Source organism: Sphingopyxis chilensis, from assembly GCF_035930445.1.
Lineage (GTDB): Bacteria > Pseudomonadota > Alphaproteobacteria > Sphingomonadales > Sphingomonadaceae > Sphingopyxis > Sphingopyxis chilensis.
Genome location: NZ_CP142394.1, coordinates 2,775,338 through 2,792,010 on the forward strand (window position 1 = coordinate 2,775,338; position 16,673 = coordinate 2,792,010).

Sequence of the window (16,673 nt, forward strand, 5' to 3'; positions counted from 1 at the left end):
TCATGGAAATCCGGCGTTATGCGGCATCCGACTTCGGCGGGGTGAAACGGCTTTGGGAAGAGGCGTTTCCGAACGATCCGCCCTGGAACCGCGCCGAAGTGGCGATCCCCGCCAAGCTCGCATTTCAGCCCGGCCTGTTTTTCGTGGCGCTGGAGGGGGACGCGGTGATCGGATCGGTGATGGCGGGGTACGACGGGCATCGCGGCTGGCTTTATTCGGTCGCGGTCCGGCGGACGTGCGAGCGCGGCGGGGTCGGAACGGCGCTCGTCCGCGAAGCCGAACGGGCGCTACGCGCGCTCGGATGCGAAAAGATCAACCTGCAGGTCCGCGCGGCGAACGAAGATGTCGTCCAATTCTATCGGGCGCTGGGATATGCGGTCGAGGATCGCATCAGCCTTGGCCGGCGACTTTAGGGTGAGGGTTTTGCGGATGTTCCGGCAGCGGAAGGTCGAGCCACGCGTGGCGATGATCGGCCCATACCGCCTGTTCGGGCATCGGAAAGTCGCGATCGGCAAAGGCGCCCGCCGCAACCCCGATCAGGTGCGGAAGCCGGTCGGGTTCCCACCAGAGCGACGACCCGCAGTCGGGGCAGAAATGGAAGGACACGTCGCGGCCGCTGGCGGACGGACGCCGGAAGGCCCTGGCGCCGACGGCGGGCAGTTCCACGCGGTCGCGCGGGAAAAAGGCCGCGACACTGAAGAGCGATCCGGTCCGCCTTTGGCAATCGAAGCAATGGCAGAGCGAAACCTTCGCGGGCTCGCCGGTGCAGGTGAGGACCAGCTTGCCGCAATGACAGGAGGCGGTGCGTTCCATGGCGGGAAGGCATATCACCGCGGGCCGGGCAAACAAGACCGGCGTCCCGCCTGCAATTCGCGCTTCGTTCATTGACCCGCAAGCCGCACCCTGCTTAAGCGCGCTCGCCCCGCCTCCCGCTCTCCTACGTCTCGATGTGGAGGTGGGGCATCTCCTTCAGAAATCGCGTCATTGCGAGCCGCGAAAACGTCAGGGCAGCCGCTCTCCCATCGAGACTTGCAGCACGGCATACCATTCGGCGCGCGTCCAGCGCGGCATGAACGCCTGCGGGATTTCCCGGATTCGTTCGATCGTCTGCGTGCCGACGATCGGGATCGGGCGCGCGGGATGCGCCATCACCCAGCTGTAGGTGGCCGCGGCGCGCGAGACCCCATATTCGGCGGCCTTGGCGTCGAGCAGCCCGGCGATCGCCTGGCCGCGCTCGTCCGCCGGATCGCCGAGGCGGCCGCCGCCGAGCGGCGACCAGGCCAGAAAGGCCATCCCCTGCCCCATCGACTGGTCGAGGAGGCCGTCGAATAGCGGGGCGAGATGGAGCGGCGAAAATTCGCTCTGATGGCTTGCCACCGGCACGGGAAGGAAGCGGGCCAGCGCCAACGTCTGCGACGGGGTGAAATTGGAGACGCCGAACGCGCCGACCTTGCCCGCCCGGTGCGCCTCCTCGAGCGCGCGCGCGACCTCCTGCGGGTGGGTGAGCAGGTCGGGACGGTGGATCTGCCACAATTCGACCCGGTCGGTGCGCAGGCGGCGGAGCGAGGCGTCGAGCGCCGACGCCAGATAGGGCGCGCTGCTGTCATAGGGTACGCCGGGAATGATCCCGCCCTTCGTCGCGAGGACCATCCGGTCGCGAAGCCCCGGGGCTTCGGCGAAGACTTCGCCGAGTAAGGCTTCGGCCGAGCCGAAACCGCCGGGCGTGTCGAAGCCGTAGATGTCGGCCGTGTCGAACAGCGTCACGCCCGCGTCGAACGCCGCGTCGATGCGTGCGCGGGCGGTGGCAAGGTCGACGCCGGCAAAGCGCCACATGCCCCAGGCGATGGGCACAAGCTCGTGCCCGGCGACGCTCAGCTTGGCGGGAGCGGGAAGATGAACCGGCATCGGTCAGAGTCCAAGCAGCTTGCGGGCGTTGCCCGAGCGGATCTTCGCGCGCTCCGCATCGGTGAGATCGAGCTTGGCGAAGGCCTCCAGCGTCTTGGGCAGCGAAATTTGCGGGAAGTCCGATGCGAGCAGCACATGATCGACCCCGACGTTGCGGATCGTCCAGACATATTCTTCTTCGATCGGCGAATCGGCGGCGAGGATCACGCTCGCCGAAAGGTCGAAATAGATATTGTCGGCGAAGAGATTTTCAGCGGTGCGCGCGAGCGCAAGGATGTTCCAGAAGCGGAAGGCGAGCCCGCCCATATGGCCGAAGATGAACTTCGTCTTCGGCGCCGCGAGCGCGAGGTTGAAGAGCTTCTCGTTATCGGCGGGGACGATGCTCGCATTGTCCATCACGACCGTCATTCCCTTGTCGCCCGCGCGCTTGACGAGCGTCAGCACGCGCGGATCGGCGGCGTCGAATTTCTGCGTATGCGGATGGATCTTGAGCAGGCGGACACCGCGCGCGGCGACGCGGTCGACCTCGGCCAGCGCAGCCTCGCCGTCATAGGGGTGGACCGTCGCGATCGCGATCATGTCGGGGTTCTTCGCAGCGAGCGCGATCAGGGCGTCATTGCGACTGGCTATGTCCGCCGGATTGCCCGCGAGCGCCTGATTCGGGCCGCCGAACCACATCGCGCCGAAAGCCGCGACGGGCTGGTTCGCCGCCTTTAGCTGCGCCCGATATTCGGCGAGCGACGCTTCGCCCTTGTGCAGGTGGACGTGGGTGTCGACGACAGCGTCCTGCGCGAAGGCAGGCGCCGAAAGCAAGGCGATCGAAAGCAGCAGGGCTCGCATGATATCTCCGGGTGCGCGAAACAATATGCCCGCCCTGCCACAAAGCGATCACCGGGCCAATTACCTCGCGGGCCGCACCCGCCGCTTTCAGCCCAAGGCGGGCGTTGGCTGGCGCAGCGCGCCTCAATTGGTCCAGTAGATATAATCCTGTCCGTCCTTCCACGGCGCGTCGAGCGGCACGTCGATGCGTATCGGCCCTTCGACGAGGCCCGGCCAGATCGGTTTCGCCATGCCCTTGTTCTGCGCCTCGATCAGCGCGCGGAGCGCGGCGACGCGCTGCGGGTCGCTCGCGGCGAGATCGTGGCGCTCGGTCGGGTCGGCGGCGAGGTTGTAGAGGCGCGCCTTTTCGGGGCGCTTCGTCACCTGCAATTTCCAGTCACCCGCGCGCACCGCGCGATAGTCGCCCGAGCGCCAGAACATCGCGGGCCGCTTCGCGGGGGTGGCGAGGATATTTTCGCTGTCGATCGTCCGGTCCTCCGGCAGTTTCGCGCCGCCCGCCGCGGCAATCGTCGCGAAGATATCGAGATGGCCGGTGACATCGGCGCGCTGCGTCCCCGCCGCGATCCCGCCCGGCCAGCGCATGAAGAGCGGCGTGCGGATGCCGCCTTCGAAGAAGGTCGCCTTCCAGCCGCGGAACGGCGCGTTCAGGCCCTGGATCCCGTTATACCAGGCGCCGCCGTTGTCGCTGGTGAACATGACGAGCGTATTGTCGTCGATCCCCGCATCTTTCAGCTTTGCCATCACGTCGCCGATGCGGCGGTCGAGCTGCGCGATCATCGCGCCATAGACGCGTGCCTTGTGATCCTTGATCTGCGGCAGCCGGTCGTAATCGGCCTTCGTCGCCTGCAAGGGCGTATGCGGGGCGTTGAAGGCTAGGTACATGAAGAAAGGCCGGTTCCGGTTCGCCTCGATCGCCTTGATCGCCTCGTCAGCGAAATAGTCGGTCATATGCCCCTTGGGATGGAAACGCTTGCTGCCGTTGAACGTGACCGCGTGGCGAAGGTTCGCCCAGATGAAGCGGTCGATCGGGTCCCACGGCAGCTTGGCGTTGACCGTGTCCGGGTCGTCCTCGGGAAGGAACATCGCCGCGCCCGCGAGGATCGCGAGGCTTTCGTCGAAGCCCTGGGCCTGCGGCTGGAGTTTGGGCGACTCGCCCAGATGCCATTTACCGATGTGAAGCGTGTGATAACCCGCCGCCTTCACCGCCTCGGCGATCGTCACCTCGCTCGCGGGGACGCCCATGTCGGGATAGGCGGGAATGTCGGGGGTGATCAGCTCGTCGTGGAAGATCGCCCGGTGCGGGCCGACGCCCTCCCCATGCGCGAGATTTTCGGCGAACTCGACGGGAACCGCCGTATATTCGAAGCCGAAGCGTGTCGGATAGCGCCCGGTCATCATCGCCGCGCGCGACGGCGAACAGGTCGCGTTCGCGGCATAGGCGGTGGTAAAATTGACGCCCTCGCGCGCGAGCGCGTCGATGTTCGGCGTCTTGACGACCCCCGCCACCCCGCCGCCATTGAGGCTGATGTCGTTGTAACCCAAATCATCGGCGACGATCAGGATGATATTCGGCGGGCGCTTGCCCTCCGGCGGGTTGGCGGGGCCTTGCTGCCAGCTGATCGCGCGATGGGGCTGCACCGGGTCGTTCCAGTCCTGAAGAACGCCGGGCAGCCGGTATTTATTCGCCTCAAAGGCCCAATATCCGCCCGCGCCGGCCAGTAACAATGCGCCGAGGGCGACCCATTTTCTCTTCATCATCATCCCCCATATCGCGCCGTCGGCTTGCCCGAAAACTATTGACACTATATGTGTCATTATATGCGCCGATACGCAAGATTGTTTGACCCCGGCGCGAAGTCGGGCCAGCAGGGGCGCAATGGCGACAGGGTTGGAAAAATCGAGCGCACAAGAGGTCGCACCGCCACGGGTGGACGGCCGCCGCGAACGCGGGCGGTCGAGCCACCGGCGCATCGTCGAGGCGATGATGGAGCTGATCGTCCAGGGCGACCTGTCGCCAAGCGCGGCGCGCGTCGCCGAAGAGGCGGGCATCGGGTTGCGCACCGTGTTCCGTCATTTCGACGACATGGATGCGCTTTATGCCGAGATCACCGCGACGATCACCGAAGAGGTGATGCCGGTCGTGATGGCGCCCTATCCCGACCAGCCGTGGCGCGACAATGTCCGCGAGCTGGTCCGCCGGCGCGTCGGCCTGTTCGAGACGACGTTGCCGTTCCGCCTTGCCGCCAATATCAAACGCTATCAGTCGCCATTCCTGATGGGGCAGTACAGCCGCGTCGTGATGCTGGAACGCGAATTGATCCTGCGCCTGTTGCCTGCGGCCGTGCGCGCCGACCGGATCGGCGTCGAGGCGCTCGTCGCCGCGCTGTCCTTCCACAGCTGGCGCACGCTGCGCCACGACCAGAGCCTTTCGGCCGAGGAAGCGGGCACGGTGATGGGGCGGATGGTCGAAGCGCAGATGGCGGCGATCACCGCCGACTGAGCGCCCAGCCGCTTTTCGCGCGGCGCCGGCGGCGAAGTCCCCAGATCAGACCCGATACCAGCAAGACGAACGCGCCGACCCACAGGCCGAAGCGGATCAGCCGCGGCTTGCCCTGTTGTTCGAAGGCATAGCGGTTGATCTGTTCGTCGGCGGTGTAGCCGGCGGGCATGTCGAGCACGCCGTTCGCCTTTGCATAGGTGCGGTAATCGGCCAGCATCCGCTTGTAGCGGTCGGGTTCGGCGGCGGCGAGGTCGCGCGTCTCGCCGGGATCGACCTTCAGGTTGAACAGCCGCCACTGGCCGTCGCCGGTCGGCGCGAGGTTGCGCACCAGCTTGTAATCGCCGCGGAACAGTGCCGCATTGCCCGACAGTTCATAGCCGAGCGGCGCGTCGCCATGGACGCTTCCCGCGCCGCCCTTCAGCATCGGGACAAGGCTGCGCCCCGTAACAGGCTCGACCGCCCTGCCGCGCCAGCTTCCGCCATGGCCCGCCACCCCGGCAAGCTCGGTCAGCGTCGGCAAGATGTCGGTGACATGCGCGAGGCCGTCGGTGATCCCGCCCGCGCGGATATCGGCGTGGCCGGGCCATGCGATGATCAGCGGGACGCGCAGGCCGCCCTCGGCCGCGCTGAACTTGTAGCCCGAAAGCGGCGACGCCGCCGCGCTCGCCCAGCCCGGCCCGATGGCGGAAAAGCTGCCGCGCCGGCCGATATTAGCGGTCGCGAGGTCATATTGCAGGTCGAGGAACAGCCGGTTGCGCAGGCTGGCGAACGGGTTGGTCGGTTCGGCGCCATTGTCCGACAGGAAGACGAAGATCGTGTTGTCGTAATCGCCGGCCGCCTTCAGATGCGCGACGAGGCGGCCGACCTCGCGATCCATCGCGGTCGCCATGCCGGCATAAGCCTGCATCACGCGCACCGCCGCGGCGCGTTCGTCGGCGTCGAGTTTGCGCCAGTCCGGGGTCGTCGGCATCGTCACCATCGCCGCGCCCGCGGGCACGATGCCGAGTGCCGCGGCGCGCTTCGCCCGCGCTTCGCGGAGCGCCGTCCAGCCATCGCGATACATCGCCGAATAGCGCGCGATGTCGCTGTCGGGAGCCTGCACCGGGATATGGTTGGCGAGGAAGTTGATCGAAGCGAGGAAGGGTTTGCCGCTGGCGCGCCCCTCCCCGATATAGTCGATCATCCGCTGCACGACGAAGCGCGACGAATAATAATCTTTGGGCAAGGTCGCCGGCTTGCCATTCTCGGTCCAGTTCGCCTTGTCGTACAGGCCCTCGATCGGGCGCTGTTCGAAATTGTCGGCGCCCGCATCGGCGAGGCTGAAGGCGCGGTCGTAGCCGCGGGCGTGCGGCAACCGCGCGGCGTCGCTGCCGAGGTGCCACTTGCCGGTCAGATAGGTGCGATAGCCCGCCGCCTGCAAAAGCTCACCGATCGTCACGACGCGGTGGTTCATCACCGTGTCGTAACCGGGCTTTCCGCGATGCTCGTCGGGGATCGTCTCGGGCATGTTGCCGAGGCCGTTGCGGTGGTTCATCACCCCTGTCTGCAGCATCGCGCGCGACGGCGAGCAGGACCCTGCGACATGGAAGTTCGAAAAGCGCATCCCGGCACGGGCGAGCGCGTCGATATGGGGGGTCGCGAATTCGGCGCCAAAGGAGCCGACGTCGGAAAAACCCCAGTCGTCGGCGAGCAGGATGACGATGTTGGGGCGGCTCGGCGCGGGCTTGGCAGGCTGCGCCTGAACGGGACAAGCGCCTAGCAGGGCGCCGATTGCGATGATGGCAGCACGCCGGGACCCGCCTAAGCGACCCGGCATTTAGTGGTCCTCCTGCGTACTGCCATCACTCCCACCCCCTCGGGATATGGCACTTACTATGTCAATATATCGCCAAGTCAATGGGGCGGTGCGGGAGCTTCAACCTTAACGCTCGCGATAGTCGGGCGCGCGCTTTTCGAGGAAGGCGGCGAGCGCTTCGCGATGGTCCTCGGTCGCCGAGAGGATGACCTGCTGGCGGTCCTCGATCGCCATCGCCGCCTCGAGACTGGGCGCGTCGATATTGAGATCCAGCGCCTGTTTCGAAAGACGGAGACCATAAGGCGAGGTCGCGAGCATCTCGTCGGCAAGCGCGAGACCGCGGTCCAGCAGCGCCGCTTCCTCGACGATCTCGCTGACAAGGCCCGCGCGCAGCGCCCGCTGGGCGTCGATGAAACGGCCGGTCAGGATCATTTCGGACGCGAGGCTGGCGCCGACGAGGCGCGGCAGGAAATAGCTCGACGCCATATCGCAGCCGCCAAGGCCGATGCGGATATAGGCGGCGTTCGCCCTGAACGAAGGCGCGGCATAACGCACGTCGGAGGCGAGCAGCAGCGACAGCCCGCCGCCACACGCCGCGCCGTGACCGAGCGCGATGATCGGCTGCGGGCAGGCGCGCATCTTGCGATAGATATTGCCGATGCGTGTCTGGGTGCGCAGCGTGCGAAGCACGGGCGTTTCGTCGCTCGAGCGGTCTTCCTGGATGTCGAGCCCGGCGCAGAAGCCGCGCCCCGCGCCGCGCAGGATCACGACGCGGACCTCGGAGCGGTCGGCGAGCGCGCCGAAATAGGCATTGAGTTCGTCGACCAGCCCCTCGCTCAGCGCATTGAGGCGTTCGGGCCGGTTGAGCGTCGCGATCTCGACCGCGCCGCGGCGTTCGATCAGCAACGCAGTCACAATGTCTGACCGTCGTCGATGGTGATCACGCTGCCCGTGATACCGAGCGCCGCGTCGGAACAGAGCAGCAGAAGCGGCGCGTGGAGGTCGGTCGGCGGGCGCATCCGCTGGCGCGGGAAGCTCTTGACCATCGCCGCGCCGACGTCGCTCTCGAACAATTCGGCGGTCATTTCGGATTCGAAATAGCCGGGCTGGATCACATTGACGCTGATCCCGCGCCGCGCCCATTCGCGCGCCAGCGCCTTGCCGAGGTGGCGCACCGCCGCCTTCGTCGCGCCATAGACCGAGGTCGCGGGAAAAACCTTCTCGGCGGTGATCGATCCGATCAGGACAATGCGGCCATGTTGCTTCTCGCGGCTGCCCGCCTTGTCGAGGCGCTTGGCCCCCTCGGTCGCGGTCAGGAAGACGCCGCGGACATTGGCGGCGAAGAGGAAGTCGATCTCTTCGACCGACAGGCCCATCGCCATCTTCTCGGTCGCGACGCCGGCGTTGGCGACGATCGTGTCGACGGTGCCGAAGGCCGCCTCGGCAGCGTCATAGGCGGCGATGGTCGATGTCTCGTCGGTGACGTCCATGCTGACCGCGATCGCCTGCCCGCCCGCCGCCTCGATCGCCGCGACCTGTTCGGCAAGCTTGTCGGCGCGGCGCGCTGCGAGCACCACCTTCGCCCCCGCAGCGGCGAGCGCCTTGGCGAAGCCCGCACCGAGGCCCGACGATGCCCCGGTGACGAGCGCGACGCGCCCCGTCAGATCGAATTTGGGTTGCTCCGCCATCACACTCCCTTTCCTTCGCTTGCTATGCATTTGGTCGCGATTGACGTTCACGTCAACCGGGCGGACGGTGGAGACGGAAAAGCGCGAGAAATCTGTTGACGAACAGATTTTGTTCCCCTAATGTTCTTCTTGTGCACAATCAACCTCATCCCCCGTCGCGGCTGCCGAGCGCGGCGGGCGGGGGATAAAGGTTCGCTCAGCGTCCGTCGCTGGGTTTGACGATATATCGGTCGCGGTCTTCGACCGGCACATTGCCCTGGATCAGGTGGCGACTGGCGTAGACGCCGTTGCAGATATCGATGTCGAACCGTTCCTGATCGCGCCGCCGCGTTTCGTCCATGATGTCGCCGATCGCCTGCTCATCGACCTCGAGCCGCCGCAACGCTTCCTCCGCCATCACCAGCGCCGATTCGAACGTCTCGCGCACCTGATAGTCGGCGTGGGCATTCACCAGCTCGATCGCATGTTCGCGGTCGAAGGCGCGGGCGAGCAGCGGGGTGTGCGGGAATTCCGCCTTCACCAGTTCGACGATCTTGAGCGTCGTTTCGCGGTCGTCGGTGGCGACGATGATCATCCTGGCGTCCCGCGCTCCCGCCGCATGGAGGATGTCGAGCCGCGTCCCGTCGCCATAATAAATCTTGAAGCCGAAGGCCATCGATTCGCGGATCGCGATCGTGTCGGTATCGATCAGCGAAATGGTGCAGCCGTTGGCGAAGAGGGGCTGGCTGACGATCTGGCCGAAGCGGCCGAAGCCGATCATCAACACGCTGGCGTCGAGATTGTCGGCGACGTCGAGATCGTCGGCTTTATCCTCGGCGCGCGGCATGAAGCGGTCGTGCAGGATCACCATGATCGGTGTCAGCACCATCGACACGATAATGATCGCGGTGAGGATCGCGTTGCTTGTCGCATCGATGATCCCGACGGCTGCCGCCGCGGCATAAAGGACGAAAGCGAATTCGCCCCCCTGCGCCATCAGCACCGCGCGCTCGACCGCCTCGGCATTGCTGCTCCTGAACAGCCGAGCGACCGCATAGATCATAATCATCTTGAGCGTCATGTAAGCGGTGACCGAGATTGCGATCAGGCCCAGATTGGCGGCGACGATATCGAGGTCGAGCGCCATGCCGACGCCGAGGAAGAAGAGGCCGAGCAGCACGCCGCGGAACGGTTCGATGTCGGCCTCGAGCTGGTGGCGGAACGAGGATTCGGAGAGGAGCACCCCGGCGAGGAAGGCGCCCATCGCCATCGACAGCCCCGCCGTCTGCATCGCGAGCGCGGCGCCGAGGACCACGAGCAGCGCCGCCGCGGTCATCACCTCGCGCGCCTTTGCGCGCCCGAGCAGGCGGAACATCGGGTCGAGCAGGTAGCGGCCCGCGAGGATCAGCCCGCCGATCGCGCCGAGACCGATCGCGACGGCGATCAGCCGGTCGGTCATCGAGACGGCTTCGCCGCCCGGCGCGAGGAAAGCGGTGAGCGCGAGCAAGGGCACGATCGCCAGATCCTCGAGCAGCAGGATCGCGATGATCCGCCGCCCCTTGGGTTGGCCCATCGCGCGCCGTTCGTCGAGCATCTGCATGACGATCGCGGTCGAGGTCAGCACGAACCCGGTGCCCGCGACGAAGCTTGCCGCGACCGGATAGCCGAGCGCGAGGCCGACGCAGATCAGCAGCGCGATCGCGCCGCCGACCTGCGCTGCGCCGAGCCCGAAAATCTCGCCGCGCATCGCCCACAGGCGCGACGGCTGCATCTCCAGCCCGATGATGAAGAGGAACATGACGACGCCGAGTTCGGCGACGTGGAGGATCGTCTGCGCGTCCGAGAAAAGCGCCAAGCCGAAGGGGCCGATCGTGAGCCCTGCGGCGAGATAGCCGAGCACCGAGCCGAGCCCGAGCCGTTTGAACAAGGGCACCGCGACGACGGCGGCGGCGAGCAGGATGACGATCGGCAACAGGTCGAACCCGTGCGCGGCGGCTTCGGCGGCATGTGCTGTTTCGGCGGCCATGGCCGGTCCCCTACCCGATCCTAACGCCCGAGCCCGCAGGCTGAGGCGGGCTCGAATCGAGACTTAGAGCATGATCAACCCGGACTGAAGCGCCTTCTCTCCTTCGTCAGGAAGTGCGCGCTGGGTGGTCCGTACCGATTCAGGGTGCGCGGCGCTCGGTCGATTGCGAATAGGGGCGTGCGCCGGAGGCCTTGCCCCACGCGGCATTTGGCTTCGCCTGCATCGTGAAGCGCAGCGTGCCGCCGCTGCGGATTTCGGCGTCAGAAATCCAGCTGCGGGTGAGCGGCTTGCCGTTGAATTCGACCTTGCCGACATAGGGATTGGCGTCGGAGAGGCCCGCCGTCTCGACGGTGAAACGCTTGCCGCCCGGCAGGTTCAACACCGCACGGTCGACGAAGGGGCGCCCGATCACATATTGGTTCGACCCCGGCGCTACGGGATAGAAACCGAGCCCGGTGAAGACAAGCCATGCCGACATCTGGCCCAGATCGTCATTGCCCGACAGGCCGTCGGGAGTCGGTTTATACTGGCTGTCGACGATCTGCTTCAGCCGCTCCTGCGTCCGCCAAGGCGCTCCCGCATAGGCGTAGAGATAGGCGACATGGTGGCTCGGCTCGTTGCCGTGGATATATTGGCCGATGAGGCCCGCAATATCCTCGGCATGGCTGTAATCGAGCTTCGAGATGTCATAGTCGAACATCGCGTCGAGCTTTGCCACCGTCTTTGCATCGCCGCCGAGGACGCGGAAGAGCGCGGCCTGATCCTGGGGCACGAACCAGCTATATTGCCACGCGTTACCCTCGGTATAGTCCGAACCATAGTTGATCGCGGTCGGGTCGAACGGCGTGCGGAAGCTGCCGTCGGCCTTGCGCGCGCGCAGCCAGCCGGTCTTCGCATCGAAGCTGTTCCGCCAGTAACCGGCGCGCTTGTAGAAGCGGTCGGCGATGTCCTTGCGGCCCATCTTTTCCGCCATCCGCGCGATCGTCCAGTCGTCATAGGCATATTCGACCGTCTTCGACGCCGCTTCGGGTTCGCGGTCGATCGCAACATAGCCGAGCTTCATATAATCGCCGAGCCCGCCATAGGGGGCGTATTCGGCGCTCGCGACCATCGCGTCCAATGCCTCGTTCGCGTCGAAATCGCCCACGCCCTTCATATAGGCGTCGGCGATGATGGGGACCGCGTGGTAGCCGATCATCGTCCAGGTTTCGCGGCCGTGGAATTGCCAGACGGGCAGGATGCCGTGCGGGCTCACCTTGCGGCTCGCGACGAGCGATTTGACGATGTCGCTGTTCGTTCTGTCGGGCTGGACGAGCGTCAGCAAAGGATGCTGGGCGCGGAAGGTGTCCCACAGCGAAAAGGTCGAGCGGAAGGTGAAATCCTTTGCGGCATGGACCTGATCGTCGGGGCCGCGATAGCGCCCGTCGACGTCGCTCCACACGCTCGGCGCGAGCAGGCTGTGGTAGAGCGCGGTGTAGAGGTTGGTGCGCATCGGCGCGGGCGCCTCGATTTCGAGCGCGCCGAGCGCCTTGCGCCATTCGGCTTCGGTGCGGGCGCGAACGGCGTCGAAGCTTGCGCCTTCCGCGTCGAGGTTGGCGACCGCGCCGGCTTCATCGACGCCGGAGAGCGCGACGCGGACTTCGAGCGGACCGGTCAGCGCGCCGAAATCGAGCCGCGCCTCGAGCGCCTTGCCGAGCTTTTCGGCGAGCGCATCGCTACCGCGACCGGGTGCCTGAAAGCCCTTGTAGGGAATTTTTTCGTCGCGATCGAGGAAGGCGTGGGACTTGAGCGGCGCCGAGAAGCGCATCGCAAAATAGAGCTTGCGCCCCGGCGCCCAGCCGCGCGTCTCGCGAAAGCCGGTGAGCGTACCGTCGGGGCGAAGGTGAAGGCCGGACCAGAGGATCTTGCCCGGATAATCATAGAGCGACGAGCGGAGGTCGAGCAGCAGGTGCGCGTCCTTGCCCGCCGGGAAGCTGTAGCGGTGGACGCCGACGCGCGTTCCCGCGGTGAGTTCGGCGCGGATGCCGCTGTCGGCCAGCGTGACGGCGTAGTAGCCGGGGCTCGCCTTTTCGGTGTCGTGGTCGAAGCGCTGGCGATAGCCCGAGCCGGGCTTTTGGGGATCGCCCGGATCGAGCTTGACCTTACCCACCTGCGGCATGACGAGGATGTCGCCGAGGTCCGAATGGCCGGCGCCCGAAAAATGCGTGTGGCTGAACCCCTGAATCGTCGGGTCGTTGTAGCTGTAGCCCGCGGCATGATCGTAGCAGTCGCGGATCTGGCACGTCGCGTCGGTGTCAGGCGACAGCTGGACCATGCCGAAGGGCGCGGTCGCGCCGGGGAAGGTGTGGCCTTCGGGGCCGGTGCCGATCATCGGGTCGACGAAGGCGAGCGGGTCGGGCGCCGGCTGCTCGGCGAAGGACTGGATCGGCAGGAGGGCGAGCAGCGCGGCGGCCGCGGTCAGGCGTTTCATCGCGCCCTTGTGCCGCGAAGCCCGGGCGCTGTCCAACCTCCTCATGCGCGGACGCCGGCCGCGTCCATCGCGAGCGCGATGGCGCCGAGCGGACCCGCCATGGTTCCGAGTTCGGGCGACCGGACATAGGCGCCGCCGCCGGGAATCTGCATATAGCCCGCGAGGCTCTCCCCAAGCCGCGCGTTGATCCGCGGCAGCAGTTGCGGCTGGCCCGCAAGCACGCCGCCACCCATCGCGACGCGCATCGGCCCGGTCGTGCAGGCGAGCGCGTGCACCATCGTTGCCAGCGTGTGGACGATCGGCTCCCACACCGGATCATCGGCCGCGACGTCCGACAAGGACCGGCCGGCGAGCCGGGCGTTCAGCGCCGTTCCCGAGGCGAGCCCCTCGACACAATTGTCGTGGAAACGGCAGACGCTCGTCATATCGTCGCCATCAAGGCGCGGCACGAGGACATGGCCAATTTCGCTGTGGCTGAAACCGCGCGTCGGACGGCCGTGGACGATCAGCCCCACCCCGACCCCGGTGCCGACGGTGACATAGGCAAAGTCGTCGAGACCGCGCCCGCTGCCCCAGCGGATTTCCGCGAGCGCGGCGCCGTTGACGTCGGTGTCGAACCCGATCGGGACATCGAAGGCCGATTGCAGCGGCCCGAGCAGGTCGGCGCCTTCCCAATCGGCTTTGTTCGTCGCGCCGATCTGGCCGTAATCAGCCATTGCGGGATCGAGCCGGATCGGCCCGAAGGAAGCGATACCGAGAGCGCAGAAGCCGTATGACGACGCCCAGCTATCGAGCACCGCCTTGATCGCGGGCAGCGTTTCCCAGGGCACGGTGGTCGCGATCGTTCGCTGGTCGCGAATGTCGTCCGGTCCCGACGCGAGCGTGCAGATGCACTTGGTGCCCCCCAACTCGACGCCGGCGAACAGGCGCGTTTCGCCGCGGTCTGTTACGGGACCATCCATCAGCGCCACCCCTTCGCTCGGTCGGTCAGGCTTGTGGAGGGGGCCGGACCGCCATGCAAGGCCGAAGCCATCGATCCGGCGCGCCGGTGTGGCGGGATTTGGGGAGATTTCACGACGGATTCCGTTCTTATCATTGTCTTTTCGCTACCAATTATTCTTTTTCGGGCTCATGCGAGAGCAGTGTCGAAAGAGGGCGGGCGATCGGCCTTTGCGGTGCCGAACGCTGACGGCGTGGCGCCCATTTCGAAGACCAGCTCGCCGCCGCCGATCAGGTCGGCGTGCGCGATCCAGTTCTTGCTCCACGGCTTGCCGTTCCAGCGCACCGACTGCACGTAAGGACGATCGGGGCCATTGCCCTCGGCGCGGACGGTGAGCGCCTTGCCCGCGCCCACCGTCACCTCGGCGACGTCGAACAGCGGCGATCCGAAGACGTAGATCGCGCTCACCGGATCGACCGGATAAAAGCCGAGCGCCGAGAGGATGAACCACGCGCTCATCTGGCCGCAATCGTCATTGCCGATCACCCCGTCAGGGTCGTTCTTGTACATTTCGGTGAGCAGGCGCCGCACCATCGCCTGCGCCTTCGCGGGCGCGCCGCAATAGGCGTACATATAGGCGACATGGTGGTTCGGCTCATTGCCGTGCGCATATTGACCGACCAGCCCCGAAATGTCGGGCGGCGCATTGTCGGGCAAGGTCGAGGGCGCGTTGAACAGCGCGTCGAGCTGTTTCTCGAACGCCGCGTCGCCGCCGAAATGCTCGATCAGCCCGTAGACGTCATGCTGGTTGAGGAAGGTCGCCTGCCAGCCATTCGCCTCGGTATAGTCGCGCCACTTTTTGACGTTGTGGCCGATCTGGACGGGATCATAATCCTGCCACCAGCTGCCATCCTTGAAGCGGGGGCGCGCGAAGCGCGTTTCGGGGTCGATGACGCCGCGATAATTTTGCGCGCGCTTGCGCAGCGCCGCGGCGTCCTCCTTCGCGCCGACTGCGTCGGCAAGGTGCGCCATCGCCCAGTCGTCATAGGCATATTCCTGCGTCCGGCTGACCGACTCCCACACCTCGTCGCACGGGATATAGCCGAGGTCGTAATAGAAGCCGCGGCCCAAGGTGCTGTCGATATCCTTGTAGTCGCGGTCGAAGGCGCGGCGGCGGATATTGGGCCAGGCGGCGGCATAGTCGGCCGCGATTCCCTTCGCATGCGCCTCGGCGAGCACCGACACGCCGTGCCAGCCGATCATGCACGCGGTCTCGACCCCCTGCAGCGGCCAGACGAGCGGGCCCGCGGGGCTCTGCGCGGTCTGGCGGCAGATGTCGCGCGTCAGCAGCGCGGCACGGTCGGGATCGATCAGCGTCAAGAGTGGATGGAGCGCGCGATAGGTGTCCCACAGCGAATAGGTGCTGAAGGCTTCCTCACCCTTTTCCGCGCGGTGGACCTGCCGGTCGAGCCCGACATAGCGGCCGTCGCGGTCGGTGAAAAGCGTCGGCGCGAGCTGCGCGTGATAGAGCGCGCTCGCCATGATGACGCGCTGCGCCTCGGTGCCGCCCGACACGCGGACGCCGCCGAGCGCCTTGGTCCAAGTGGCGCGCGCGGCCGTGACCGCGCCGTCGAAATCCCAGCCCTTCGCTTCACCGGCGAGCGCATCGCGCGCGCCCTGCACGTCGACCGCCGAGAGGCCGGTCTTGATCAGGATCGGGTCGCCGCCCGCCTCGTCGAAGAAGAAGGCGACCTTGAGCTTGTTACCCTTGATCGACGTCGCGCCGTCGGGCGCGGGATTACCGTCGTCGCCGAAGAATTGGACGCGGTCGGGGCGGCGCGACATCTGCAGCGCGAAATGGATGTGACGGCCCTTGGCCCAGCGGTTGACCTGCCGACTGCCGGTAAGCGTGCCGTCGTCGCCGAGGTCGAGCGACGCCTTTTCGACGACGATCCCCTTGTCCCAGTCATCCTCGATCGCGTGGGCGAAATCGATCAGGATATGCCCTGCCCCTTGCCCGAAATGATAGCGGTGCAGCCCGCAGCGTTCGGTCACGGTGAGTTCGGCGAGCACGCCGGTCTCGAGCTTCACGCGGTAATAGCCAGGTTCGGCATGTTCGTCCGAGTAGCGCTGACGAAAGCCCTCGCCGGGCTTTTCGATCGTGCCGGGTTCGAGCTTCAGCTCGCGCCGCGTCGGCACGACGAGCACATCGAGCATGTCGCCGATTCCGGTTCCCGACAGATGAGTATGGCTGAACCCCATGATCGAGCCATCTTTCTGGTGATAGCCCGAACAGGCGTCCCAGCCGTGGGTGTTCGTATCGGGGCTCAATTGCGCCATCCCGAACGGCAGCGACGCGCCGGGGAAGGTGTGGCCGTGCCCGCCGGTGCCGATGAAAAGGTTGGGCTTGCCGACGGCGAGTTCGCCGCCCCCGCCCGCGACGCGCGAGCAGCCGGCCGGGATCGCGCCGCCGAGCGCGAGCAGGCCGGTGGTGGCAAGAAGCTGGCGGCGGCTGGTCGTGATCATCGCC

13 protein-coding genes are annotated in these 16,673 nt (G+C 66.4%); 2 read left to right on the forward strand and 11 right to left on the reverse strand.

The features are described 5' to 3' along the window. Window positions 1-2 precede the first annotated feature (2 nt). Window positions 3-413 carry a GNAT family acetyltransferase gene (locus tag VSX79_RS12925; protein WP_326913549.1) on the forward strand — a complete coding sequence of 137 codons (411 nt, stop codon included), beginning with the start codon at window positions 3-5 and terminating at the stop codon, window positions 411-413. On the opposite strand, the gene VSX79_RS12930 is transcribed toward VSX79_RS12925, so the two are convergent. The 4 genes from VSX79_RS12930 to VSX79_RS12945 form a co-directional block, all read right to left on the reverse strand. Beyond that, on the reverse strand, window positions 391-813 hold the full coding sequence (locus VSX79_RS12930) for a GFA family protein (RefSeq protein WP_326913550.1): 423 nt from the start codon (window positions 811-813) through the stop codon (window positions 391-393). The genes VSX79_RS12925 and VSX79_RS12930 overlap by 23 nt on opposite strands. 189 nt (window positions 814-1,002) lie before the next feature. Beyond that, window positions 1,003-1,905, reverse strand: a complete 903-nt coding sequence (locus tag VSX79_RS12935) for an aldo/keto reductase (protein WP_326913551.1) — start codon at window positions 1,903-1,905, stop codon at window positions 1,003-1,005. A 3-nt stretch (window positions 1,906-1,908) separates the two neighbouring features. Then, complete coding sequence (locus VSX79_RS12940; RefSeq protein ID WP_326913552.1) at window positions 1,909-2,745, reverse strand: amidohydrolase family protein; 837 nt, start codon at window positions 2,743-2,745, stop codon at window positions 1,909-1,911. 123 nt (window positions 2,746-2,868) lie between these two features. Then, a complete protein-coding gene (locus VSX79_RS12945; RefSeq protein WP_326913553.1) occupies window positions 2,869-4,500 on the reverse strand; it encodes a sulfatase-like hydrolase/transferase in 1,632 nt (543 codons plus the stop codon). Window positions 4,501-4,621: 121 nt separating this feature from the next. Here VSX79_RS12945 and VSX79_RS12950 point away from each other — a divergent pair, with 121 nt between their 5' ends. Continuing rightward, window positions 4,622-5,245 (forward strand): TetR/AcrR family transcriptional regulator, encoded by a 624-nt coding sequence (locus VSX79_RS12950; protein ID WP_257018037.1) that lies wholly within the window; start codon window positions 4,622-4,624, stop codon window positions 5,243-5,245. Here VSX79_RS12950 and VSX79_RS12955 read toward each other — a convergent pair. From VSX79_RS12955 to VSX79_RS12985, 7 genes are all read right to left on the reverse strand, one after another. Further along, window positions 5,232-7,061: an arylsulfatase gene (locus VSX79_RS12955; RefSeq protein ID WP_326913554.1), complete on the reverse strand. Its 1,830-nt coding sequence runs from the start codon at window positions 7,059-7,061 to the stop codon at window positions 5,232-5,234. The genes VSX79_RS12950 and VSX79_RS12955 overlap by 14 nt on opposite strands. Before the next feature lie 105 nt (window positions 7,062-7,166). Then, window positions 7,167-7,955: an enoyl-CoA hydratase/isomerase family protein gene (locus VSX79_RS12960; RefSeq protein ID WP_326913555.1), complete on the reverse strand. Its 789-nt coding sequence runs from the start codon at window positions 7,953-7,955 to the stop codon at window positions 7,167-7,169. Next, window positions 7,952-8,728: an SDR family NAD(P)-dependent oxidoreductase gene (locus tag VSX79_RS12965; RefSeq protein ID WP_326913556.1), complete on the reverse strand. Its 777-nt coding sequence runs from the start codon at window positions 8,726-8,728 to the stop codon at window positions 7,952-7,954. The genes VSX79_RS12960 and VSX79_RS12965 overlap by 4 nt, the downstream gene beginning before the upstream one ends. 196 nt (window positions 8,729-8,924) lie before the next feature. Next, window positions 8,925-10,733 carry a monovalent cation:proton antiporter-2 (CPA2) family protein gene (locus tag VSX79_RS12970; RefSeq protein ID WP_326913557.1) on the reverse strand — a complete coding sequence of 603 codons (1,809 nt, stop codon included), beginning with the start codon at window positions 10,731-10,733 and terminating at the stop codon, window positions 8,925-8,927. 139 nt (window positions 10,734-10,872) lie between these two features. Further along, complete coding sequence (locus VSX79_RS12975) at window positions 10,873-13,203, reverse strand: GH92 family glycosyl hydrolase (RefSeq protein ID WP_326913558.1); 2,331 nt, start codon at window positions 13,201-13,203, stop codon at window positions 10,873-10,875. A 41-nt stretch (window positions 13,204-13,244) separates the two neighbouring features. Next, the gene (locus tag VSX79_RS12980; protein ID WP_326913559.1) at window positions 13,245-14,165 is read right to left on the reverse strand and encodes an ROK family protein; all 921 of its coding nucleotides are present in this window, start codon (window positions 14,163-14,165) and stop codon (window positions 13,245-13,247) included. A gap of 167 nt (window positions 14,166-14,332) precedes the next feature. Continuing rightward, window positions 14,333-16,669 carry a GH92 family glycosyl hydrolase gene (locus tag VSX79_RS12985; protein WP_179494806.1) on the reverse strand — a complete coding sequence of 779 codons (2,337 nt, stop codon included), beginning with the start codon at window positions 16,667-16,669 and terminating at the stop codon, window positions 14,333-14,335. Between the last annotated feature and the right edge of the window lie 4 nt (window positions 16,670-16,673).